A 23,818-nucleotide genomic window follows, 5' to 3' on the forward strand; every position below is an offset into this window, starting at 1 on the left:
AGGCCGCCCCCGATGATCACCGAAATCGCACAGATCGACATCAAGCCCGGCTCCGAAAAGGATTTCGAGGCGGCGGTCGCCAAGGCCCGCGCAGCGTTCGGAAGCTCCAAAGGCTTTCACGGCTTCGAATTGCATCGCTCGATCGAAAAGCCGCAGCGCTACCGCCTGATGGTGAAGTGGGAGACGCTCGAAAATCACACCGTGGATTTCCGCGGCTCCGAGCAATTCACCCAATGGCGCGGGCTGGTCGGGCCGTATTTTGCCGCGCCGCCAGAGGTCGAACATACCGAGACGGTGCTCACATCGGTGGTTTGAACCCGGCGGTGGAGTCAGGCGCGCTCTTCTCGGCCTTGAAGTGATCGATCATGACCTTGGCGATTGCCATCAGCGGCAGCGCCAGGGCCAGGCCCCAGATGCCGAACACGACGCCCAGCAGGATCTGGAAAGCGAATAGCGTGGCGGGCGGAATGTCCAGCGCGTGACGCTGGATGATCGGGGTGAGGATATAGCTTTCCAGCGCGTGGACGCCCATGAACAGCACGAACGCGCTGGCGCCTGCGACCCATCCGGAGGCGAGGCTCGCCAGCACCACGATCAAGCCGCCGATCAGCGCGCCAATGGTCGGAATGAAGGCCAGCAATCCGGCCTGGATCCCCAGAATGAACGCGCTCTGGATTCCGATGATGCTCAGGCCAATCCAGGTTACGAGGAACACCGCCAGCATCGTCACGATCTGCGCGATCAGCCAGCGCTCCAGCGTTTCGCCGATGCGGTCGACGATCGCGGTCGCGCGGGCGCGGTGCCGCGCGGGGGCCATGTACAACAGCCCTTTTCGATAGACCGCGGGCTGCGCCGCGAACGCCAGTCCGAGAAACAGCACGATGAAGAAGTTTCCGACCGCACTGACGGTGCCGAGCAGCACTTTCAGGGTCTGGCTCACGATGGCGCCGCCGCCGGAGGCGATGGCGCCCGCGCTCGGAAGATTATGCGGCACCGGCGCGGCCGGCGTTACCGGCGTTTCGTGGGTCGACGAAGCGGCCGGCGCACCGATATTGCCGAGCTCGAGATAGCTGGTATCGATGCCGTTCTTCTCCAGGAAAGCCTTGACGTTGACCAGTTGCGATTTGATCGTATCGCTCAGCACGGTGGCCTGTTTCGCGATGGTGGCGCCGCCGAGGAACACCACGCCCGACAGCATGCCCGCCAGCACCAGGCAGACGAGGGTCAGCCGCAGCGCATGCGGCAGCCTGACGACGGTGCCGAGCATGTGGGTCATGGCGTTGAGCGCGACGCCAAGCAGCATGCCGGCGAAAATCAGGAACAGCGTCGCCGCGAAATGCCACGTGAACAGCAACAGGGCTGCGAAGATGACAATGCCGATGCCGCCGACCGATATCGACCACGCCAGGTCGTTGCGGGCCCGAAGTCGATCGTCAGCCGAGACTGCCACGTTGATTCCCCCTCAAATCAATTTCCGGCGGCACTCTTGTGCGAAACGCGCCCGGGATCAAGCGTGGAAGGCGCCGGTTTGACGCTGGCGCGCCGGTTGTGCAAAGCGGGGCGCGGGATCCGGCCGCGGGTCGGCGAGGGATGATCGGTATGAATTTCAAATACGTCGGTCCGCTGCTGTTGCTGGCCGCGCTGGTCATAGGCGACCAGATCAGGATCAACCGGCCCAATCACAAATACCGCCTGACGGTCGAGGTGGAGACGCCCGAAGGCGTCAAATCCGCCTCCGGCATCATGGCGGTCCATCCCGACCGAAGTTACAGCCGCGGCGGCAAGACCAGCACCAAAGGCGATGCCGTGTTCGTCGATCTCGGCGGCGGCAAGAACCTGGTGGCCTTGCTGGCCCACATCGACAAATCGCTCGAACTCGACGAGATCAACTACGTGGCGCTACGCGCCTACAAGGCCGCGGGTCAGAACGTGTCGTTCAACCAGATGAGCCGAATGACCGGCACGGTGCCGGTGACGGGGGAGGTGATCCCGGTGCTGGTCAGCTTTGGCGACCCCGCCGATCCCGCTTCCGCACGCCGGGTGCAACCCGACAATATCGAGGGTGTGCTGGGAAAGGGCATTCGGCTCCGCGGCATTTCGGCCGAGGTGGTGCCGAACGGCATCTGGCCGCTCGATTTCGGCGGTCCGCTGGGCGATCCCGTGACCCGCGGCATCGAGGCAAAATTGCCGTGGTTGAATGGTGCTGACAATGCGGCGGGCAAGGCGGCGGAAAAGGCGCTCCAGGCCGCGGGAGTGCGGACCGGCGAGGTGATCGATTCCAGGGATGCTTTCACGCGGAAATAGCAATGCAGGCCCGCGCTCCGGCGTGGCATATTGATCCGGTACGGGGTGGGAGGCATGATCCACCCTGATTTATCTATGCGAGATTTGCGACGTGAGATTGGAAGCCAGGCAATGAGGAGGCCGGTCGTCGGGGTGATCGCCAACGCCTATCGCGTTGAGGATCGGTTTGCGACGCAGATGACCGGCGAGCGTAATCTTCGCGCGGTGGCCGAGGTCGCCGGCGCGCTGCCGCTGATGTTCGCCGGCTGCTCCGAAATCACCGATATCGGTGCGCTGCTGGATGTGGTCGACGGCGTGATCCTGACCGGCGCCCGGGCCAACGTTCACCCGACGCATTTTCGCACCGAACCGCACCCCAGCCACGAGCCCTACGACCTGCAGCGCGATGGCCTGGCGCTGGCGCTGTCGCAGGCCTGCGTCGCGCGCGGCATACCCCTGTTCGGCATCTGCCGCGGCCTGCAGGAGATGAACGTCGCCTTCGGCGGCTCGCTGCACCCCGAAATCCGGGAATTGCCGGGGCGCATCAACCATCGGATGCCGCGGCTGGAGAGCGGCGAAATCCATCCCGATCCCACGGTGGTTTTCGCCGACCGCCATGACGTCAATCTCGTTGCCGGCGGCGCCTTCGCAAACCTGCTGGGATGCGAGACGATCCGCGTCAATTCACTGCACGGCCAGGGCATCCTTGAGCCCGGCGAACGGGTGGTGGTCGAGGGGGTGGCCGAGGACGGCACCATCGAGGCGATCCGGATTGCGGATGCGTCGGGCTTCGCGCTCGGCGTGCAGTGGCATGCGGAGTACGATCCGCAGCGCAATCCGATCAACCGCGCGCTGTTTCAGGCGTTCGGCGAAGCCGTGACGGCGCACAGGCGGGCCGGCTAGCTGTCGGGCCGCGCGCACCTTGCCCGGCATATCCCGGCAGGCGTCTTTCAATCGGCGCATGGGAGCCGCAGTCCCGTAATATTACGGGGCCGGAAATTGATGTTGATGGTATTCATTTGAGGCAACGAAGCCGCGGGCATTTGGATGTAGGCTTGCGCCCGAGATGCCACCATTGCCTGGTCACCAGCGCAAGACGTCCAGAACAAGGCCAACCAAGTGCTCGGTGGAATCAGGCTGTCGACCCGGCTGGCGCTCGCGATGGTGTCGCTGGTCCTGGTGACGACGGCCGTTCTGAGTTTCATCACATATCACTCGGTCACCGGGGCGGCGATCCCGCGCGCGCTCGATCGGCTTGCCATCCAGGCCGCGTTGAGCGCCGTCAGACTGGAATCCGCGCTGAACGCCGCCCGCCGGGACGTGTTGATGATCCAAAGCGGTGTTGGCGTGGCGCAACTGGCAGCCGGTGTTCCGACGACGCAACCGGCCGGGAAGCAGATACGGGAAAGCATCGAAGCCCGATTTGCCTCGATCCTGCGGGCGAAACCGGATTACACGCAGCTGCGCATCATCGGTGCCGCAGAGGGCGGACGCGAACTGGTACGCGTCGATCGCAAGGGGCCGGGCGGCGCATCGCGCGCCGTTCCCGACGCCGAACTGGTCCGGGTGGGAGAACACGATTATTTCAAGCGCACGATCGATCTCGCCAGGACCGAGGCTTACGTATCGCCGATCGGGTCCGAGGCCGATGGCGGCCCGGGCAAGGCCGCAATAGTCCGTTTCGCGATGCCGCTGCAGACGCCGGACGGCCGGCAATTCGGAATCAGCGTTATTGATTTCGATTTGGGGTCCGAGTTCGAGCGGATTCGGGCCGAGGGCGTCGATGGGATCCAGGTCTTCCTCACGAACGGCGACGGCGATTATCTCATTCATTCGGACCGAGCCCGCGAGTTCGTATCTGCAACCGGGCTGCACGGGCGCATCCAGGACGATTTTCCGGGGATGGATCATGCCTTGGCGGCCAGAGCCGCCCACAACAGCGGAATCCTGAAGGATCGAAGCGGAACGCGATTTGGCGTCGGCTGGGCGCCCGTGGCGATTGCGGGCGGGCCTGAATTGACGATCCTGTTTGCCGCAAAATACGCAAGTCTCGACCTCGGTCTGGCTGCTGTAAACAGTTCCGCGCAGATCGGCGGCGGGCTCGCAATACTCCTTGCGATGTTGCTCGCGCTGCTGCTGGCCCGCTCGCTGTCCAGGCCCCTGGTGCAAATAACCGAGGCTGTGAAGGGGCTGTCGCGCGGCGAATTGAAAGTGCTGCCGTCGGGGGGCGGGGCGGAGATTCGCATTCTTGCCGAGGAATTCGCGGGGATGGCAAGCGAACTCAGAGCGAAGCAGGCGATGCTCGAGAATACCATCGCCAGCATCGGCGATCCCGTGATCGTTGCCGACGAACGCGGGCAGATCGTCGTTGCCAACGCCGCCGCGCAGCGCCTGCTCGGTATAGATCCGGGCGCCGACCCGGCAAGAGCCATTCGCAAGTTCAGCTATTTTCATCCGGATGGCGTGACGCCGCTGCCGCTTTCGAGTTCGGCGCTGGCGCGGGCGCTGCGCGGCGAAAGCGTGGACGACCAGGAATTCATCGTTCGATCGGAAGCGTCGCGCGTTCCGGCATACATCGTTGCGAATGCAAGACCGCTGAGAGATGAAACCGGCAGGCAGCGCGGGGCGGTAACCGTTTTTCGCAATGTCACCGAGCACAGGCAAGCACATCAGTCCCTGATCGACAGCGAGCAGTTGGCGCAGGCCATCGTCAAGACGGCACTCGATGCTTTCATTCAAATGGACGAAACGGGCATCATTCTCGACTGGAGCCCGCACGCCGAGGCCATGACGGGGTGGACGCGATCGGAGGCGATTGGCGTCCGCGTCGGCGATTTGATCGTGCCGGCCTCGCTGCGCGACAGCCACAGGCAACGGATCAGCCAATTCCTGCACGAGGTCACGGAAGGTATGGCGGCCGGCTGGAGATTCGAATCGATTTCGCTGCATCGTGACGGCAGGGAAATCATCACCGAAGTGTCGCTGACGGCGTTACGCCGCGGCAGCGGTTACATTCTCAATGGGTTCCTCCGGGATATCACCCAGAAGCGCGCGACCGAGGAGCAGTTGATCCAGGCGCAGAAGATGGAATCGGTGGGCCAGCTCACCGGCGGCATCGCGCATGACTTCAACAACATGCTTACCGTCATCACCGGGACGATTGAAATCCTGGCCGAGGGCGTCAGGGACAAACCGGTTCTGGCGCGTATCGTGGCATTGATCGACGACGCCGCGGAGCGGGGTGCAAAGCTGATTGCAAATCTGCTGGCGTTCGCCCGCAAGCAGCCGCTGCGGCCGACAAAGACCGACGTCAACGCGCTTGTCAGCGAAGCCGCGACATTTCTGGCGCAGACGCTCGGCAGGCAGATCGAGATCCAGACAAACCTGAGCGAATATCTGTGGCCGTCGCATATCGATCCCGGTCAACTTTCCTCCGCGCTCGTCAACCTCGGCATCAACGCCCGCGACGCCATGCCCGAAGGTGGGAAACTGACCTTCACGACCAACAATATCACGCTGGACGGGCCGGCCAGCACGGCAAGGGGCGTCGATCTGCCCGGTGACTACGTCGTCGTCGAGGTGACAGATACCGGCACCGGTATTCCCGACGCAATCCGGGACCGGATCTTCGAGCCGTTCTTCTCGACCAAGGAGACCGGCCAGGGCACGGGGCTCGGGCTCAGCATGGTGTTCGGGTTCGCCAAGCAGTCCGGCGGCAATATCGAGGTTCGCAGCGAGGCAGGTCGCGGAACCAATTTCAGGATCTATTTGCCAAGGGCAGAGGAGGGCGGCCTGCAGCTGCCACTGGCCGAGCGGGTGCCATCGCCGGGCGGCGCCGAAACGATCCTGTGCGTGGAGGATGACCCCAGCGTGCGGGCCTACGTGATCGTTCAACTCGAGAGCCTTGGCTACAAGGTCCTGGTGGCATCGAATGCGGCCGAGGCCCTGGCCATTGCGGATGCGGGGGCGGCATTCGATCTGCTGTTCACCGATATTGTGATGCCGGGAAAATTGAATGGCAGGCAGCTCGCCGAGGCGATGGCCGCGCAGCGGCCGTCGCTGAAGGTGCTGTTCACGTCGGGCTACACCTATGATGCCCTCAGCCGGCACGGCCGGGTTTCGTCCGACATCCGCCTGCTGGTGAAGCCGTACCGGCGGGCAGAACTGGCGCGGATGCTGCGTCTCTGCCTGGATTCATCGGCCGGCGCCGCAAGCGATCCGATACCGACCCCGTATTCCGTGCAGGAAGAGCGCGACCGCTTCCTGGCGACGCCGCCGGAGTAGCCGGGATGGCCTGACGCGCGCGCCGCGTCCTCTCGCCGCCTCGCCGATTATTCGAAGCGGACCTTGGCGGTCGGACGACGATGTCCGCCAACACAAATCAAGCCGACATCACGGGCACGCGGGCCGAGGTCAGCTCTTGACCCAGCTACGACGTCGAACTTGATTGCGTGCGAGCCGGCAGATGTCCGACCGCATCGATACGCTGCTACTTCCAATTCAGCAGCGGGGTCCCGAATGCCCTTTTCCAGACAGTCAAGAAACGCGGAAACCAGGAGTGAGCGACAGCTCCCCGATAGGCCCACGTACAATATTTGAGGCCTTCATCCGTTAGAAGCTCCTGATACCCACCATGCAATTCGGTTGCGGCACGAATGTCGCTCAAGATATCTCGAGCGCAGGATCCGTATCTATCGGTTCCCGAAAATTCGTCGTAATCCAGCATGCGGTCCGCGAATTCGACATTGAACGTCGGCCAGGAGGAGCGTCCCTGGTAGGATGGGGACGCGATCTTGTGGAGCATCTTTCTGCGCGGATTATTCGCGGAAACCAGGAAGTGAAACGTATTTGGCACGCGAAACCGCGGTTCCGCGATGATCAGATCTGTCGTGGCTGCGAACAACGCGCGTTCGTTCCCGTCTGTTAAATCCCAAAATCCTCGCTGCACATTGACGAAGTCCAGGGCGATGGAAGACGCAGGCGGTTCGTTATCGCAATCCAGGGAATGACTGATATAGCCATGCTTGCCGAACAAGCGGAGAAGTTGCGCTTTATATCGTGATAGTTCGCGCCCGAGCAGTTGCTCCAGCTCGCTGATGCCGATTACTCCGAGTTCTGTGGCGCGTAAAAAAGTCGCGTAGACGCATGCATTGGTGACGAAACGCCTGCGTTCGGCGCGGGTATCTGTCGCCGCTGAGCGAGGTGCGGCTGCGTCGCAAAGCAAATAGCTGGTCCCGTTATCATCGAACGGCTCCAACGATCTTGCGAGCTGGATGATCGCTTTCTTCAGATCCTCGCGATACTCGATCAGCAACAAGCGGCCCGCATGGGCGCCTTGTGACAATCCCAGATACGACGCTGACGCTCTTTGGTCGGCGTATATGATTTGCTCCAGACCGGCGAGGGTGCCCAACAGCGTATCTGAAGGTCGCGAAAAGTAGTTGACGCCAATGTACCGATTGCGTCCCGCCGGGATAATAGTGGTCGTGACAACGCCGGAGCGAACGGCCTCCAGCATTAGCCGGACACTTCTTTCGAGCAAGCGAACCCTGCGAATTGCATCCTCGGAATCCATGATGGTGTCGGGATCGAGAACGTCGGGATAGAACCAGGCAAAGTCCCGCGGATAATATGCCGATGCGTGCGGCGCTCCCGTGACGAGAAAAGATTCCGTCGCGGAAAATGCGCTGTTCATCGCGTCCATGTACAGTTCATCGATTTCCGAAGACGAATGGCGCGTCTTTCTCAGGAATCGATCACCGAGAAAATTTGCCGCCTGAATCCCGTTGGCAATACACGAGGCAACCAGACCCCGGTAGAATCGGTACTCGCTACTTGACGTAACAGGGCTCTTCATATCCATGGATGAACAATGTCCTACGGCATCACCTTTGGGTGCCTGATTATCGCTGATTCGTCTCTGTCAAATGACAGCGATGCCTTCTCCTGGCGCGTTTGAGACATGCTGACGGGCACTTGAAATGCCTGCCTTCCGGGGTATTTCGGAAGTCCGGTTTTGGGTCGTCAGGATCGGTTTTGGCACTTTGCGGCCTCTCGCGAGGTCAGCCTTGAGTTCGGAATGCGCACCAAAGCGAGCCGGCTTACCACTCTGAAACCACGGGTTCATGCCCTCGTTCCACAAACAAAAGGCGCCCCAAACGGAGCGCCTTTCGCATTTCGTGAGCCGTGATCTCCGCGAGGCAGCTGCCCCGCGAACAAAATCACTGCGAATAGTACATGTCGAATTCGACCGGATGCGGGGTCATCTCGAAGCGCTCGACTTCGGTCATCTTCAGCTCGATGAAGCTGTCGATGAAGTCGTCGTCAAACACGCCGCCATTCTTGAGGAAGCCGCGGTTCTTGTCGAGGTTTTCCAGCGCTTCGCGGAGCGAGCCGCAGACCGTCGGAATCGACTTCAGCTCTTCCTTCGGCAGGTCGTAGAGGTCCTTGTCCATCGCCGGACCCGGATCGATCTTGTTCTTGATGCCGTCGAGGCCGGCCATCACCATCGCGGCGAAGGCGAGGTAGGGGTTGGCCATCGGATCGGGGAAACGCACCTCGACGCGCTTGGCCTTCGGATTGGTGGTGTAGGGGATGCGGCAGGAGGCCGAGCGGTTGCGCGCGGAGTAGGCGAGCAGCACGGGGGCTTCATAGCCGGGGACCAGGCGCTTGTAGGAGTTGGTCGACGGGTTGGTGAAGGCGTTGATGGCCTTGGCGTGCTTGATGATGCCGCCGATGTAGTGCAGGCAGGTCTCGGAGAGGTCGGCGTATTTGTTGCCGGCGAACACCGGCTTGCCGTCCTTCCAGATCGACTGGTGGCAGTGCATGCCCGAGCCGTTGTCGCCATAGACCGGCTTCGGCATGAAGGTGGCGGTCTTGCCGTAGATGTGTGCGACCTGGTGGATGCAGTATTTGTAGACCTGCATCTGGTCGGCCATCAGCGTCAGCGTGTCGAACTTCATGCCGAGCTCGTGCTGGGCGGAAGCGACTTCGTGGTGATGCTTCTCGACCTTGACGCCCATCTTGGCCATGGCGCCGAGCATTTCCGAGCGCATGTCCTGCACCGAATCCTGCGGCGGGACGGGGAAGTAGCCGCCCTTGGTGCGGATGCGGTGGCCGAGGTTGCCGCCCTCATATTCGGTGTCCGAGTTGGTCGGCAGTTCCGATGAATCGAGCTTGAAGCCGGTGTTGTAGGGGGTGGTCTGGTAGCGGACGTCGTCGAACACGAAGAATTCGGCTTCCGGTCCGAAGAACACGGTGTCGCCGATGCCCATCGACTTGACCATGGCTTCGGCCTTTTTGGCGATGCCGCGCGGGTCGCGGTTGTAGGGCTCGCCGGTGGTCGGCTCCAGCACGTCGCAGGTGATGACCATGGTGGTCTCGGCGAAGAACGGATCGATCGTCGCGGTGACCGGATCGGGCATCAGGGTCATGTCGGATTCGTTGATCGCCTTCCAGCCGGCGATCGAGGAGCCGTCGAACATCGTGCCCTCGGCGAAGATTTCCTCGTCGATCATGCTGATGTCGAAGGTCACATGCTGCCACTTGCCGCGCGGATCGGTGAAACGCAGGTCGACGTACTTGACGTCGTTGTCCTTGATCGACTTCAGGACGTCTTTGGCGGTCTTCATGAATACCCCTTTTGGCTTACAGGTCGACGAGATCTGGCCGCGGGCAGCGACCGTCGGTGATGCTCATTACAATTGGGCTTAGCCCAACACAATATCAGAGTGCCGCCGGAAGCGGCGATTCAGATGGCATCCAGCCCGGATTCCCCGGTTCTGATGCGGATGGCTTCCTCGATGTTGGAGACGAAGATCTTGCCGTCGCCGATCCGCCCGGTCTGGGCGGCGCGCCGGATCGCGTCGATCGCCTTCTCGACCAGGTCATCCCCGATCACGATCTCGATTTTGACCTTGGGCAGGAAGTCCACGATGTACTCGGCGCCGCGATAGAGTTCGGCGTGCCCCTTTTGCCGCCCGAAGCCCTTGGCTTCGGTGACCGTAATGCCCTGCAGTCCGACTTCCTGAAGCGCTTCCTTCACCTCGTCGAGCTTGAATGGCTTGATGATGGCTTCGATTTTTTTCACTGAACGCCTCCCGGGCACTTCCATATTGCAGACTGCAGCTTGTTCACCGGACACACTGATTCACTTGGCGGTCAGCACGACGGTCCAGAGCCGGCTTCCCCAAAAGCAGGGTCTATGCCAAGTTGTTAAGGTGCCTGATTTTGAAATGTTATCAGACTTTTAACAGGCATGGACCAGCGCCTGGAGCAGTATGCCCATGATACTGAAGCCTGTTAAATAGGCAAACAGGTCAATCGGTGTGCAGTTGGCGCGGGGCAAGTGTGTGCGCGTGACCAGTAATGCCTCAGGATGAGGCGCGTGGATCGGGAATTCGGCATGGAAGTTCTCACGACCGCCGAGATGGAACGGGCCGATCGGCTGACCATTGCCGCGGGCACCCCTGGATTCGCGCTGATGCTCAGCGCCGGGCAGGCGGTGGCCGAGGCCGCGATGGATCTGGTGGAGGAGGGGCCGATCGTGGTGGTCGCCGGCGCCGGCAACAATGGCGGCGACGGTTTTGTCGCGGCGGCCGAACTCGCCGCGCGCGGGCGCGAAGTGTCGGTCATTCTGTTGTGCGAGCGGGATCATCTGCAGGGCGACGCTGCCTCGGCGGCGAGGGGCTGGAAGTTTCCGGTGCTGCCGTTCAATCCGCAGGCGATCGGCAAGCCCGCGCTGATCATCGATGCGCTGTTCGGCGCCGGTCTCAACCGCCCGGTGGAGGGCGAACCCTGGGCGATGATCGAGGCGATCAACGCCAACGGCGCCCCCGTTCTCAGCGTCGACCTGCCGAGCGGCATCAACGGCACCACCGCAGCCGTCATGGGCATCGCCGTCAACGCCACCGAGACGGTGACGTTCTTCCGGCGCAAGCCGGCGCATTTGCTGATGCCGGGCCGGAAACATGCCGGCCGCCGGGTGCGCGTCGTCGATATCGGCATCGACGCCGATGTGCTCGCCGAGATCAAGCCGCAGACTTTCGAGAACGTTCCGCAGAGCTGGCGCCCGTCGTTTCCGGTGCCGCGGATCGACGGCCACAAATACGCCCGCGGCCATGCGGTCGTCGTGTCGGGGGATATCGCGGCGACCGGTGCGGCGCGGCTGGCGGCGCGGGGCTGCCTGCGCGCCGGCGCCGGGCTGGTGACGCTGGCAACGTCCCGGGATGCCCTGGCCGTCAACGCCGCGGCGCTGACCGCCGTGATGGTTCACGCCGTCGACACCGTGGTCGAGTTTGCGCAATGGCTGACCGACCAACGCCTCAACGCCCTCGTGATCGGCCCGGGTACCGGCGTTGGCGACCGCACCCGCGATTTCGTCATCACCGCACTGTCGGCGCAACGGCGCCTCGTGCTCGATGCCGATGCGCTGACCAGCTTTGCCGCGGCCCCCGACCGTCTGTTCGAAGCGATCGCGGGTTCGCGCGACAGGCAGATCGTGCTGACGCCGCATGAGGGCGAGTTTCCACGGTTGTTCAGCGATATCAGCAACAAGCATCCCAATCGCTCGAAACTGGAGCGGGTGCGGGCCGCCGCCGAACGCAGCGGCGCCGTGGTTCTGCTCAAGGGGCCGGACACGGTGGTGGCCTCGCCGGACGGGCGCGCCACCATCGCCTCCAACGCGCCGCCCTGGCTGGCTACCGCCGGCGCCGGCGATGTGCTGGCGGGAATGATCGCAGCAATGCTGGCGCAAGGCGTGCCGGCATTCGAGGCCGCCTCGATCGGCGCCTGGATGCATGGCGAGGCCGCGCGCGAGGCGGGTCCCGGCCTGATCGCCGAAGATCTGCCGGAGGTGCTGCCGGCGGTGTTCCGCAGGCTCTATGACGAGTTCGGCATCGACTACTGAGACGGTACGGCAGCGACTTAAAGCGTTGCCGCAAGTTGTTCACACCAGATATTTGGTTACGGCTGCTTCGTCCCAAATCAGACCAAGTCCGGGGCCTCGCGCCGTCACCGCGCCATCGACGATCTTGATGGGTTCGGCCAGAACGGCGCGGGCGAGGTCCAGAACCTCGAGCCAATGCGCCGTCGGCGTCACCGCCAGCATGTGGGAACTGGCTTCGGCAAACAGGTGGCTGGACATCGGGATCGAGGCGGCTTCGGCCTGGCCGGCGATGCGGAGCCAGCCGGTGACGCCGCCGCACTTCATCAGATCGGGCATGATGAAATCGGAAGCCCCGGCCGCGATCGCTTCGGCAAAGCCGCGGGGAAACCACCAGTTCTCGCCGGCCTGAATCGGGGTCGGGGACATTTCGCGGACTTTGGCGTGGCCGAGCAGGTTTTCCTGCGCCACCGGTTCCTCGATCCAGTGCAGATCGTAGGGCGCCAGCCGTTCGATACGGTGGGTCGCTTCAGCGGGATCGAGCGATTGGTTGAAGTCGATCATGAGCGCGATATCAGGACCGATGAGGTCGCGAACCCCTTTTACCACCCGCTCGTCATTGGCGGCGTCGCCGTCGCCGCCCTTGATCTTGATGCCCTTAAAGCCCTGGTCGAGCGAGCGCTTGAGGTCCGCAGCGTCGGCCTTGGGATCGACTGCGCCGTAACTGTCATAGGCCCGGATCGGCCGCGGCGAGCCGCCGAGCAGGGTGACCAGCGGCTGGCCCGCCGCCTGGCCCAGCGCGTCCCAGAACGCCATGTCGAGGCCTGAAACCGCCATGCCGACCAGGCCCTGCCATCCCAGCAACCGGAATTTGGCGTCCATCGCCGCCATCAAATCGACCGGCGCGATCGGCTTGCCGGTGAGGTCGCGGCCGATCTCCTCGATCAGCAGCACCAGCGGCTTCAGCGTCAGCCTTGCGTAGGCGAAGATGTAGGAGTGCCCGGTAACGCCCTGATCGGTCTCGACATCGATCAGCACCAAGGGCGCCGCCTCGATGACGCCGAAGGCGTTTTTGACCGGTCGGGAGATCGGCGCCACGACGGCGCGGGCTTTGACGCTGCGAATGGCGAGAGTGGATGTGCTCATGCTGGTTTCCTCATTCGACACTGTACCACCTGACGAGGCGGGGCGCCGCCCAGTCGGTTTCAATCGCTTCGATCAGCCAGCTGCCGGCAAATTCGGCGGCAAACGCGATCCGTTGGGTCTGCCCGGGTTCGATCGCCAGCGTATCCAGCCAGAACGGCTTCCAGCCGTCGTCGAGCCGGTCGAGCAGGCGGAAATGGTGGCCATGGAGATGGAACACGGTCGCGATGGCGGCGCGGTTGGTCAGCGCCAGCACGACAACGCGGCCGGCCTTGGCGCGGAACGCGGGGGCGGCGGTATTCACAAAACTCGCCGGGGTCACCCAATCGGCCGGCGGTCCGCCGAGCGTCAGGTCGACTCGGAGCGCGCTCTTGAGGTCGAGTTGCGCCGGCAAGCCGTTGGAAGGCAGCGCCGGTGCGGGCATCCGCGGGGCGCGCCGTTCCACGTAGCCTGAGATCGCCAGGGTTCCGATCGGATGGGCTTGCTTGCCGTCATGGAGCACGATCGACGAAGTCGTGTTTGTCTCGACAAACGCGTCGACGCGCCCCCCGGGAGCCAGCACCAGGGCGCCGTTGCGCGCGAGGAACGGTTCGGAGGGCTGACCGTCGATGGCCATGACGCGGAGGTCGTGGTTTTCCAGTTTCACTGCCAGAACAGTGCGTTGCGTGCCGTTGATAAAGCGGAGGCGCAGGCGCTCATTGCCGAAGGCTGAGAGCTCGAATGAAGTGCGGCCGTTGAGGGTGTAAATCGGCGCGGTACCTTCCGGATCCAGCCCCGGTGCGATCGCGGTCCCGTCCGCGCGCAGCCGCCAGTCCTCGATCAGCAGCACCTCGTCGCGATCGACCGCCACCGGCTCGCTCTCGCTTACGATCAGCGCCCGTGCCGGGGACGGGCGGGCCCGGCCATCGCCAAGCAGGCGGAGGTCGCACAGGAAGGTGCCGGCGTGACGGAAGGGAATCACCAGGGTTTCCCTGGCTCCCGACGGCAGTGGCGACCGCGCCGCCAGCGGTGCAGCGGCCGGAACCCCGTCGATCCCGCGCCAGCTGGCGACGGCCGGGACCGGAAGTCCGTTTCCGAGCGTGACTTCCAGCGTCTCGCCGCGCTTGAACCTGAAGGCGGGGCCGGATGCCGGTCCCTCGAGCGTCCAGATCGGCGTCTCCGGCGCTCCCGCGCGCAGTGCGATGACGCCTTCCTTGGCCCGCAGTGCCAGCGATGGCCGCGCCTGGGCCACCGCGATCGAAGGCAAGGCCGGGGCGAGGGCGGTTGCGCCTAGACCGGCAAGGAACTCGCGTCGGTAGAGCCGGAGATTGCGATCTGCCATCGCCGATCCCGACCATTTTTGGCTTGAGAAGTCCAGTCGCCGCAGCTACGTCCTGAAGGCTCGAAAACGGCCATTTTTTTGCTGCGAACCGGTGCGCCCATGTTATAAGCCCGCCGCACCAATCGCGTTTATGACCTGGAGGCCGCCATCCAGGTCATAAACGCGATTGATTCCATTAACTTGGAGCATGATCGGCCGCCCGAAAAACCGCTTCGCACTTTTCGGCGATCATGCTCGCGCATCGCGGCCGAACGAGATGCTAACAGCGGGCGTGGCGGAACTGGTAGACGCGCTGGATTTAGGTTCCAGTGACGAAAGTTGTGGGGGTTCGAGTCCCTCCGCCCGCACCAAGCGCTGACTGCGTTTGCAAAGGATTGCTGGAGGACCTGTCTCCAAAGGGGTGTAACCCCTGACGAAATGGGGCCGCCGAACCACCGGCGCAGGTTTCAAAACCTCGCGCCGACCAGATTGACAATGTCCGTGCCGCGAAGGCCGGACCAAGCGGGAAGAAGATGGACGCCATGCAGGTCACAGAAACCCTCGTCGAGGGCTTGAAGCACGAATTCCAGATCAGCGTTCCCGCATCGGATCTCGATGCCAAGGCGGACGTCAAGCTGGTTGAGCTCAAGGACAAGGTCAAACTCAACGGTTTTCGCCCGGGCAAGGTGCCGGTGAGCCACCTCAAGAAGGTCTATGGCCGCTCGGTGATGGCCGAGACCATCGACCAGACAATCCGCGACACCAATACGCAGATCTTTACCGAGCGCGGCTTTCGCCTCGCCACCGAACCCAAGATCTCGATGCCGACGGAGGCCAAGGAGGTCGAGGACATCCTGTCGGGCAAGTCCGATCTCACCTACACCGTCTCGATCGAGGTGGTGCCCGCGATCGCGCTCGCCGATTTCAAGAGCTTTACCGTCGAGAAGCCGGTCGTTGAAGTGACCGACGCCGATGTCGACGAGGCCATCAAGCGCATCGCCGACCAGAACAGACCCTACGCCGCCAAGCCTGAAGACGCGAAGCCCGAGGGCGCCAAGGCCGAGACCGGCGATCGGGTCACGATTTCCTTCAAGGGCTCAATCGACGGCGTGCCGTTCGAGGGCGGCACGGGCGAGGGCATCCAGGTCGTGATCGGCGCCGGGCAGTTCATTCCCGGCTTCGAGGAGCAGCTGATCGGCATCGCGGCCAATGAGACCCGCACCCTGAAGGTCTCCTTCCCGAAGAACTACGCCAGCGAGAAGCTCGCCGGCCAGGCGGCCGAGTTCGAGACCACCGCGACCGCGATCGAATCGCCGCAGGACAGCGTCGTCGACGACGAGTTCGCCAAGACGCTCGGCCTCGAATCGCTCGACAAGCTGAAGGAAGCCGCGCGCGAGCGGCTGGTGGCCGAATTCGCCGGCGCCACCCGCCAGAAGGTCAAGCGCATGCTGCTGGACCGGCTCGACGAAGCCCACCGCTTCGAGGCGCCGCCGTCGCTGGTCGAGGAAGAGTTCAACCTGATGTGGAACTCGATCAAGGCCGAGATGGAGTCCGGCGGCAAGACCTTCGCCGATGAAGGCACCACCGAAGAGGCCGCCAAGGAAGAATACCAGAAGATCGCCGACCGAAGGGTCCGGCTCGGCCTGGTGCTGTCCGAGATCGGCGAGAAGAACAAGATCACGGTCACCGACGACGAAGTCAGCCGCGCGGTGATCGAGCGCGCGCGCCAGATGCCCGGCCGCGAGAAGGAAGTCTGGGACTACTATCGCAGCAATGCCAATGCGCTGGCCCAGCTTCGTGCACCGATCTACGAGGACAAGGTGGTCGATTTCATCCTCGAATTGGCCAACGTGACCGAAAAGAAGGTCACCCGCGAGGACCTCTACAAGGACGACGACGCGGAGAAGAGCGCGGCCTGACCTGACCGATCCGTCAGGCCTGCGTTAAGGTTGAGGAGCGAAACCGGCATGGCGACGGCATCCGTCGCTATGCCCGGTCGCGCGAATCAGCTTCAACTGCACCGAATTCCGCACGCTGTTGCCCCGGTCTTGTCACCGGGGAATTGGCCCATATCTGAACCCTGTCCTTGAAGTCCTGCATCACGGGACGTTCGTCCACGCCCGGCAAATTCAACTTCCCGCCATGCCGATGGATGTCCGCCTCCAACTGTCTACTTAACCCTTGGGTGACTAATGCGCGATCCGGTCGAAACCTACATGCAACTCGTGCCGATGGTGGTCGAACAGACCAACCGCGGCGAACGCGCCTACGACATCTTTTCGCGCCTCCTGAAAGAACGCATCATCTTCCTGACCGGACCGGTCGAGGACGGCATGTCGACGCTGGTGGTCGCGCAGCTGCTGTTCCTCGAGGCCGAGAATCCGAAGAAGGAAATCTCGATGTACATCAACTCGCCCGGCGGGGTGGTGACCTCGGGTCTTGCGATCTACGACACCATGCAGTTCATCCGTCCGCCGGTGTCGACGCTCTGCACCGGGCAGGCGGCGTCGATGGGCTCGCTGCTGTTGGCTGCCGGCCACAAGGATATGCGCTTTTCGCTGCCGAATTCGCGCATCATGGTGCACCAGCCCTCCGGCGGATTCCAGGGCCAGGCCACCGACATCATGCTGCACGCCCAGGAAATCCTGAACCTGAAGAAGCGGCTCAACGAAATCTACGTCAAGCACACCGGCCAGACCTTCAAGGCGATCGAGGATGCGCTGGAACGCGACAAGTTCCTCACCGCGGAGATGGCCCGCGACTTCGGCATTGTCGACAAGGTCATCGACAAGCGCCAGGAAGAGCCGGCGGCCAAAGCACCTTAGAAGACCCGTAATATTGCCGGGTGCCGCGCGTTGCCTCGACCTGAATTCCCGTCGCCAGTGGTCCATTCCGGCCGCCGGTGGGACAACTATGCCCCCCAATGGGCAGGAAGTTCCGCTTTCGTGCTGGTTTGGCGGCGTGGCAATCGCGCAACGCCCTGATGATTTCGGCAGGTTCGCCTCGCGTGAAAGCCGCAAATCACGGTATTGTCACGGGTAGCGGGTGGCCCGACAATTAGCGAATTCTTGATAGTCGGGTGCGACCATGGTTGGCTAGCTGGGTTAGGTTATGCTTGCTGGGGATTCGAAATAGCCGCGATTCGTGCGGTATCTGAAGCTAGGGTCTTTTTTGGTACGGATTTTGCTCTATCTAGAACTTGTGCCGGTATGTGCCGGAATAGGGCGATCGAGCGGACGAGATCGAACGGCGGACGGAGATAAGAATGAGTAAGGTCGGCACGAGCGACTCCAAGAACACGCTGTATTGCTCGTTCTGTGGCAAGAGCCAGCATGAAGTCCGCAAACTGATCGCGGGTCCCACCGTATTCATCTGCGACGAATGCGTTGAGCTGTGCATGGACATCATCCGGGAGGAGAACAAATCCTCGCTGGTGAAGTCGCGCGACGGCATCCCGACCCCGAAGGAAATCTGCAAGGTCCTCGACGATTACGTGATCGGCCAGAGCCATGCCAAGAAGGTGCTCTCGGTCGCCGTCCACAACCACTACAAGCGGCTCAACCACCAGACCAAGCACAACGACGTCGAACTCGCGAAGTCGAACATCCTGCTGATCGGTCCGACCGGCTCGGGCAAGACGCTGCTGGCGCAGACGTTGGCGCGGATCCTCGACGTGCCGTTCACCATGGCGGATGCGACCACGCTGACCGAAGCCGGCTATGTCGGCGAGGACGTCGAAAACATCATCCTGAAGCTGCTGCAGTCGGCCGACTATAATGTCGAGCGCGCGCAGCGCGGCATCGTCTATATCGACGAAATCGACAAGATCAGCCGGAAGTCCGACAACCCCTCGATCACCCGTGACGTCTCGGGCGAGGGCGTGCAGCAGGCGCTTCTGAAGATCATGGAAGGCACGGTTGCCTCCGTGCCGCCGCAGGGCGGCCGCAAGCATCCGCAGCAGGAGTTCCTGCAGGTCGACACCACCAACATCCTGTTCATCTGCGGCGGCGCCTTCTCCGGCCTGGAGAAGATCATCTCCGCGCGCGGACGCTCGACCTCGATCGGCTTCGCGGCCCAGGTGCTGGCGCCGGAAGACCGCCGCACCGGCGAAATCTTCCGTCATGTCGAGCCCGAGGATCTCCTGAAGTACGGCCTGATCCCGGAATTCGTCGGCCGTCTGCCGGTGGTCGCCACGCTGGAGGATCTCGACGAAGCTTCGCTGAAGAAGATCCTGACCGATCCGAAGAACGCGCTGGTGAAGCAGTACCAGCGGCTGTTCGAAATGGAGAACATCGAGCTCACCTTCGCCGACGAGGCGCTTGGCGCGGTCGCGCGCAAGGCGATCGAGCGCAAGACCGGCGCGCGCGGACTGCGCTCGATTCTCGAAAGTATCCTGCTGGAGACCATGTTCGATCTCCCGGGCCTGGAAGGCGTCGAAGAGGTCGTGATCTCGCGCGAAGTCGTCGAGGGAACCGCTCGTCCGCTTTACATCTATGCCGATCGTTCCGATCGCGCCGTCGAGAGCAGCGCCAGCGCCTGAGTGCGCGTCCGCTTGCTGTCGGATTAAGTTTTCGTAAGCGTCGGCCGCCGGTTTCGGCGGCCGCTGGTGCGTAGGCCTTTATCCGCGTTAGCCCCTGTTGGCGGGCTCTTTCCTGCGACTTGACACCCTCATGGCCGATAGCCACCTAATGCTATCGGCGATGAAAACCTGACCGTAAGATTCGCCGCTCACGATCCGGAAGACGAGGCCGCGACGCGGTCATTCGAGCCGGGACTTACAGGCACCTTGTGGCGGTTGCGCAAGCTCGCGGACTGCGTGCAAGGGGGCACAACAAAAGGAACAGGCCATGACGCCCCCCAAACCCCGGCCATCTATCGTTCACGGCGAAAGCCATTCCTATCCGGTGCTGCCGCTGCGCGACATCGTGGTCTTCCCGCACATGATCGTGCCGCTGTTTGTCGGCCGCGAGAAATCGATCCGGGCGCTCGAAGAAGTCATGAAGAATGACGCGCTGATCATGCTCGCGACGCAGAAGAACGCGTCGGACGACGATCCGAACCCCGATTCCATCTATGAGACCGGCACGCTCGCCAGCGTGTTGCAGCTGCTCAAACTGCCCGACGGCACCGTCAAGGTTCTGGTCGAGGGGCTCGAGCGCGCACGCGTGCAGAAATACACCGACCGCCAGGAATACTACGAGGCGACCGCGACAGCGCTCGCCGACACCGACGCCACGTCCGTCGAGGCGGAAGCCCTGGCGCGCTCCGTCGTGTCCGACTTCGAGAGCTATGTGAAGCTCAACAAGAAAATCTCCGCCGAAGTGGTCGGCGTGGTGCAGGCCATCACCGACTTCGCCAAGCTCGGCGACACCGTGGCCTCGCATCTCGCCGTCAAGATCGCCGATCGCCAGGGCATCCTGGAGACGTTGTCCGTCACCGCGCGCCTGGAAAAGGTGCTCGGCCTGATGGAGAGCGAGATCTCGGTGCTGCAGGTCGAGAAGCGCATCCGCTCGCGCGTCAAGCGCCAGATGGAGAAGACCCAGCGCGAATATTATCTCAACGAGCAGATGAAGGCGATCCAGAAGGAGCTCGGCGACGACGAAGGCCGCGACGAGCTGGCCGATCTGGAAGAGAAGATTGCCAAGACCAAGCTCTCCAAGGAAGCCCGCGAGAAGGCGCAGCACGAGCTGAAGAAGCTGCGCCAGATGTCGCCGATGTCGGCGGAAGCCACCGTCGTGCGCAACTATCTCGACTGGCTGCTGTCGATCCCGTGGAACAAGAAGTCCAAGGTCAAGAAGGATCTGGTCGCCGCACAGGCCGTGCTCGACAACGACCATTACGGTCTGGAGAAGGTCAAGGACCGCATCGTCGAGTATCTCGCGGTGCAGTCGCGCGCCAACAAGCTGACCGGACCGATCCTGTGCCTGGTCGGGCCTCCCGGCGTCGGCAAGACCTCGCTCGGCAAGTCCATCGCCAAGGCGACGGGGCGCGAATTCGTGCGCGTCTCGCTCGGCGGCGTGCGGGATGAAGCGGAGATCCGCGGTCACCGCCGCACTTATATCGGCTCGATGCCCGGCAAGATCATCCAGTCGATGCGCAAGGCCAAGACCTCGAACCCGCTGTTCCTGCTGGACGAGATCGACAAGATGGGCGCCGATTTCCGCGGCGATCCGTCATCGGCTTTGCTCGAGGTGCTGGACCCCGAGCAGAACGGCACCTTTGCCGATCACTACCTCGAGGTCGATTACGATCTCTCCAACGTGATGTTCATCACGACCGCGAATACGCTGAATATTCCGGGACCGCTGATGGACCGCATGGAGATCATCCGGATCGCCGGCTACACCGAGAACGAGAAGGTCGAGATTGCCCGCAAGCATCTGATCCCGAACGCGATCTCCAAGCACGGCCTGGATTCCAAGGAATGGTCGATCGACGACGACGCGTTGCTCTTGATGATCCGCCGCTACACCCGCGAAGCGGGCGTGCGTAACCTCGAACGTGAGCTTTCGACACTCGCCCGCAAGGCGGTGAAGGAACTCATGATGTCGAAGAAGAAGTCGGTGAAGGTCACCGAGAAAACCCTCGAGGAATTTCTCGGCGTGCCGAAGTACCGCTACGGCGAGATCGAGAGCGAGCCTCAGGTCGGTATCGTGACGGGCCTGGCCTGGACCGATGTCGGTGGCGAGCTGCTCACCATCGAAGGCGTCATGATGCCCGGCAAGGGCAAGATGACGGTCACGGGCAATCTGCGCGACGTGATGAAGGAGTCGATTTCGGCGGCGGCGTCCTATGTCCGCTCGCGGTCGATCAACTATGGCATCGAGCCGCCATTGTTCGACCGGCGTGATATCCACGTCCACGTGCCGGAGGGGGCGACTCCGAAGGACGGACCGTCGGCCGGTGTCGCGATGGCAACCGCCATCATCTCGGTCATGACCGGCATTCCGGTCCGGCACGATGTCGCCATGACCGGCGAGATCACGCTGCGCGGCAGGGTTCTGCCGATCGGCGGCCTGAAGGAGAAGCTGTTGGCGGCCGCCCGTGGCGGCATCAAGACGGTGTTCATCCCCGAGGACAACGCCAAGGATCTCACGGAGATTTCCGATGCGATCAAGGGCGGGATGACCATCATCCCGGTGGCCCGCCTCGACGACGTCGTCGCCAAGGCGCTGGTCCGGCCCCCGGTGCCGATCGTCTGGGAAGAGGACACCAAGGTGCCGGTGAAGACCGATGCCACGGACGAGGCGGCGGGCGGCCTGACGGCGCACTGAGATTTTCGGAACAAGACTTGAGCGGCGCCCTTCGGGGCGCCGCTTTTGTTTGGGGCGGAGGGATGTGTGGCCGGTCTGGCAACACGCTCGAACGTCAATTTTGCCAGAATCAACCATTGCGCGAGTGACGGCGGCGCATAGAATGGCATTGCATTACAGCGATAGGGATTGGTTTCGAAAATTGAACAAGCGAGATTTTCAATGGCAGATTTTGGAGAATGGCTGAAAGGCCGGAAGGACATCGATAGCGGACTGAAAATACTGCAGAAGATCGCGACGGAAAAGGCCGACAAATGGCAAGCGGCTTCGCTTGAAGGCTATGCCGCCATCGCGGTAGCGGAGGCTGACGAGGCATCGCGCGACCTCGCCATGCGCAGCCTCGGGCAATATCACGAGCGCTGGCTGCTACAAGGCAGATCCACGGGAATGAGTTCCGGCTTGAAAGCGCTCGTATTCGGAGCCCTGCTTCTCGCCGGAGTTCTTTTCTACGGCGTATTCTGGAGTTCGACGTTCCTTGCGTCACTGGGTGAGATCGACCAGGCGCGAGGACTCATTACCTTCCTGTTCGCCTTTGGCACCATCGGCATCGCGATCATCACGTCGGTGTCCGTAATTTGGATGGACGTCTCCGAGATTGACGCGCGCATCACCAAGGCCAAAGACCTGCTGGCGATTTTGATGGGTGTGCTGGGAACGATCGTCGGATTTTATTTTGGCTCGGCAGGCGGGACGCCCACCAAGGTTGCAGTCGCCGAGGTGACTCTGCAACCGGCGTCCACGACGCCCGGCAGCCCCGTAACAGTGTCCGCGCGCGTAACCGGCGGCGCAGGGCCATATCGCTATGATATCATCGGCACCGATCCGACCAACAAGGTGGCGCCAGCAAACATCAGCGTTTTGGACAAGGTTTCGGCCACGGGGGAATTATCGGCGCAACTACCCGTCCCCAAGGAGGTAGAGGGCAATCTCGATGTGAAGGTCTCGGTCGTGGACAGCAAGGGCGTACAGGGTGTCTCCAAATCAGTGACCTTGAAGGTCGCCGCACCGCCCCCGCCTGCCGGTGCCAAGGCTCCCGATGCGGTCAAGCCGCCCGCGGCAGCGGCTACTAAACAGCCGGAAGCCGTCAAACCTCAGGACACGGCGGCGCCACCAGCCCAACCTGCCGCTGGCGCGGCCAAATAATCAGCGCCGGGGTTTCGAGCCCGATGTCGAGAAAGCAGTCGAGCCATTCGGGGCGGCTGCCTTGAAGGGCGGTTGCGGCCCAGGCGCCGGGACTCGGGAAACGCTTCATGGTCGCGGTATTTTTCTCGGCCGTTCGGCCAGGCGGACAGCGCTGACCATCGTCATATTTCAGTCGATTTCCCGGTGCCCGCATCGCTTGCGCTCACCGGTCCCGGGGCGGTAAACAGGCGTCGAGGGCGGCTAGCTCAGCTGGTTAGAGCATCTCGTTTACACCGAGAGGGTCGGCGGTTCGAATCCGTCGCCGCCTACCAGCCTTCGCTCGATTGGCGAGCTTCGGCTGGGCAAGCCAGGGATCGCGAAGCGAAGACTGTCGCGCCGAAGTTGCGAAGCAACCAGGCGGAGCGTTCATACCGGAGGTCCGCGCATGAGAATTTTCCTCGCCGCCATTGTCATCGCGTCACTGGCCGGGCCCGCTTTTGCCCAGAGCGCAGCCATCCCCAAATACGGGGAACTCGAGGGCAAGAAACCGCACGAGATCGCGGCGGAAAAGGAAGCCGAACGAAACTATCAGAAGTCGCTGGGCCGCATTCCCGAACAGAAGGGTTCTTCAGACCCCTGGGGCTCCGTCCGCAGCGACAGCGCGCCCAAGACCGATACGTCAAAGACGGCTCCGTCCAGGACGGTTGCGAAGGATCCGGCGGCGAAGCGGGCCAAAGCTGATGCCAAGGTCGATGGCGCGGCGAGATAGCGCGT

At 62.7% G+C, this 23,818-nt stretch carries 17 protein-coding genes and 2 tRNA genes; 13 read left to right on the plus strand and 6 right to left on the minus strand.

All coding sequences use genetic code 11. The features are described from left to right. Nucleotides 1–12: 12 nt before the first annotated feature. Entirely contained in the window at nucleotides 13–315 is a 303-nt protein-coding gene (locus tag Q7U29_RS27405) for an antibiotic biosynthesis monooxygenase (RefSeq protein ID WP_304746724.1), read from the plus strand. On the opposite strand, the gene Q7U29_RS27410 is transcribed toward Q7U29_RS27405, so the two are convergent. After that, on the minus strand, nucleotides 299–1,450 hold the full coding sequence (locus tag Q7U29_RS27410) for an AI-2E family transporter (RefSeq protein ID WP_304746726.1): 1,152 nt from the start codon (nucleotides 1,448–1,450) through the stop codon (nucleotides 299–301). The genes Q7U29_RS27405 and Q7U29_RS27410 overlap by 17 nt on opposite strands. Nucleotides 1,451–1,599: 149 nt before the next feature. On the opposite strand from Q7U29_RS27410, the gene Q7U29_RS27415 reads away from it, so the two are divergent. The 3 genes from Q7U29_RS27415 (at nucleotide 1,600) to Q7U29_RS27425 (ending at nucleotide 6,567) form a co-directional block, all read left to right on the plus strand. Next, on the plus strand, nucleotides 1,600–2,304 hold the full coding sequence (locus Q7U29_RS27415) for a hypothetical protein (protein WP_304746728.1): 705 nt from the start codon (nucleotides 1,600–1,602) through the stop codon (nucleotides 2,302–2,304). 111 nt (nucleotides 2,305–2,415) lie between these two features. Further along, nucleotides 2,416–3,186: a gamma-glutamyl-gamma-aminobutyrate hydrolase family protein gene (locus Q7U29_RS27420; RefSeq protein WP_304746730.1), complete on the plus strand. Its 771-nt coding sequence runs from the start codon at nucleotides 2,416–2,418 to the stop codon at nucleotides 3,184–3,186. Between the two features lie 216 nt (nucleotides 3,187–3,402). Continuing rightward, on the plus strand, nucleotides 3,403–6,567 hold the full coding sequence (locus Q7U29_RS27425) for a PAS domain S-box protein (protein WP_304746732.1): 3,165 nt from the start codon (nucleotides 3,403–3,405) through the stop codon (nucleotides 6,565–6,567). Nucleotides 6,568–6,772: 205 nt separating this feature from the next. On the opposite strand, the gene Q7U29_RS27430 is transcribed toward Q7U29_RS27425, so the two are convergent. From Q7U29_RS27430 to Q7U29_RS27440, 3 genes are all read right to left on the minus strand, one after another. Beyond that, a complete protein-coding gene (locus Q7U29_RS27430) occupies nucleotides 6,773–8,146 on the minus strand; it encodes a hypothetical protein (protein ID WP_370691842.1) in 1,374 nt (457 codons plus the stop codon). Nucleotides 8,147–8,504: 358 nt separating this feature from the next. Further along, nucleotides 8,505–9,914, minus strand: coding sequence for a type I glutamate--ammonia ligase (glnA, locus tag Q7U29_RS27435; protein WP_304746734.1), 1,410 nt, complete (start codon nucleotides 9,912–9,914; stop codon nucleotides 8,505–8,507). A 119-nt stretch (nucleotides 9,915–10,033) separates the two neighbouring features. Beyond that, nucleotides 10,034–10,372, minus strand: a complete 339-nt coding sequence (locus tag Q7U29_RS27440; RefSeq protein WP_011441447.1) for a P-II family nitrogen regulator — start codon at nucleotides 10,370–10,372, stop codon at nucleotides 10,034–10,036. 315 nt (nucleotides 10,373–10,687) lie between these two features. Here Q7U29_RS27440 and Q7U29_RS27445 point away from each other — a divergent pair, with 315 nt between their 5' ends. Further along, nucleotides 10,688–12,190 (plus strand): NAD(P)H-hydrate dehydratase, encoded by a 1,503-nt coding sequence (locus Q7U29_RS27445; RefSeq protein ID WP_304746736.1) that lies wholly within the window; start codon nucleotides 10,688–10,690, stop codon nucleotides 12,188–12,190. Nucleotides 12,191–12,229: 39 nt separating this feature from the next. Here the strand turns inward: Q7U29_RS27445 and Q7U29_RS27450 are convergent, their stop codons facing one another. Both Q7U29_RS27450 and Q7U29_RS27455 read right to left on the minus strand, forming a co-directional pair. After that, a complete protein-coding gene (locus Q7U29_RS27450; RefSeq protein WP_304746738.1) occupies nucleotides 12,230–13,312 on the minus strand; it encodes an enolase C-terminal domain-like protein in 1,083 nt (360 codons plus the stop codon). A gap of 10 nt (nucleotides 13,313–13,322) precedes the next feature. Beyond that, on the minus strand, nucleotides 13,323–14,630 hold the full coding sequence (locus Q7U29_RS27455; protein WP_304746740.1) for a multicopper oxidase family protein: 1,308 nt from the start codon (nucleotides 14,628–14,630) through the stop codon (nucleotides 13,323–13,325). Between the two features lie 265 nt (nucleotides 14,631–14,895). Between Q7U29_RS27455 and Q7U29_RS27460 the strand changes: the two genes are divergently transcribed. From Q7U29_RS27460 to Q7U29_RS27495, 8 genes are all read left to right on the plus strand, one after another. Then, a tRNA-Leu gene (locus Q7U29_RS27460) sits at nucleotides 14,896–14,980 on the plus strand. 171 nt (nucleotides 14,981–15,151) lie between these two features. Beyond that, nucleotides 15,152–16,528, plus strand: coding sequence for a trigger factor (tig, locus tag Q7U29_RS27465; RefSeq protein ID WP_304746742.1), 1,377 nt, complete (start codon nucleotides 15,152–15,154; stop codon nucleotides 16,526–16,528). 273 nt (nucleotides 16,529–16,801) lie between these two features. Next, nucleotides 16,802–17,434, plus strand: a complete 633-nt coding sequence (locus Q7U29_RS27470; RefSeq protein ID WP_304746744.1) for an ATP-dependent Clp protease proteolytic subunit — start codon at nucleotides 16,802–16,804, stop codon at nucleotides 17,432–17,434. A 440-nt stretch (nucleotides 17,435–17,874) separates the two neighbouring features. Next, complete coding sequence (gene clpX, locus Q7U29_RS27475) at nucleotides 17,875–19,149, plus strand: ATP-dependent Clp protease ATP-binding subunit ClpX (protein WP_027537232.1); 1,275 nt, start codon at nucleotides 17,875–17,877, stop codon at nucleotides 19,147–19,149. A gap of 307 nt (nucleotides 19,150–19,456) precedes the next feature. Beyond that, nucleotides 19,457–21,883 (plus strand): endopeptidase La, encoded by a 2,427-nt coding sequence (gene lon / locus Q7U29_RS27480; RefSeq protein ID WP_304746746.1) that lies wholly within the window; start codon nucleotides 19,457–19,459, stop codon nucleotides 21,881–21,883. Between the two features lie 201 nt (nucleotides 21,884–22,084). Beyond that, complete coding sequence (locus tag Q7U29_RS27485; RefSeq protein WP_304746748.1) at nucleotides 22,085–23,065, plus strand: hypothetical protein; 981 nt, start codon at nucleotides 22,085–22,087, stop codon at nucleotides 23,063–23,065. Between the two features lie 234 nt (nucleotides 23,066–23,299). Then, nucleotides 23,300–23,376 (plus strand) — tRNA-Val (locus Q7U29_RS27490). 113 nt (nucleotides 23,377–23,489) lie between these two features. After that, nucleotides 23,490–23,813 (plus strand): hypothetical protein, encoded by a 324-nt coding sequence (locus Q7U29_RS27495; protein ID WP_304746750.1) that lies wholly within the window; start codon nucleotides 23,490–23,492, stop codon nucleotides 23,811–23,813. Nucleotides 23,814–23,818: the final 5 nt, after the last annotated feature.

Source organism: Bradyrhizobium sp. (assembly GCF_030654605.1).
Taxonomy (GTDB): domain Bacteria; phylum Pseudomonadota; class Alphaproteobacteria; order Rhizobiales; family Xanthobacteraceae; genus Bradyrhizobium.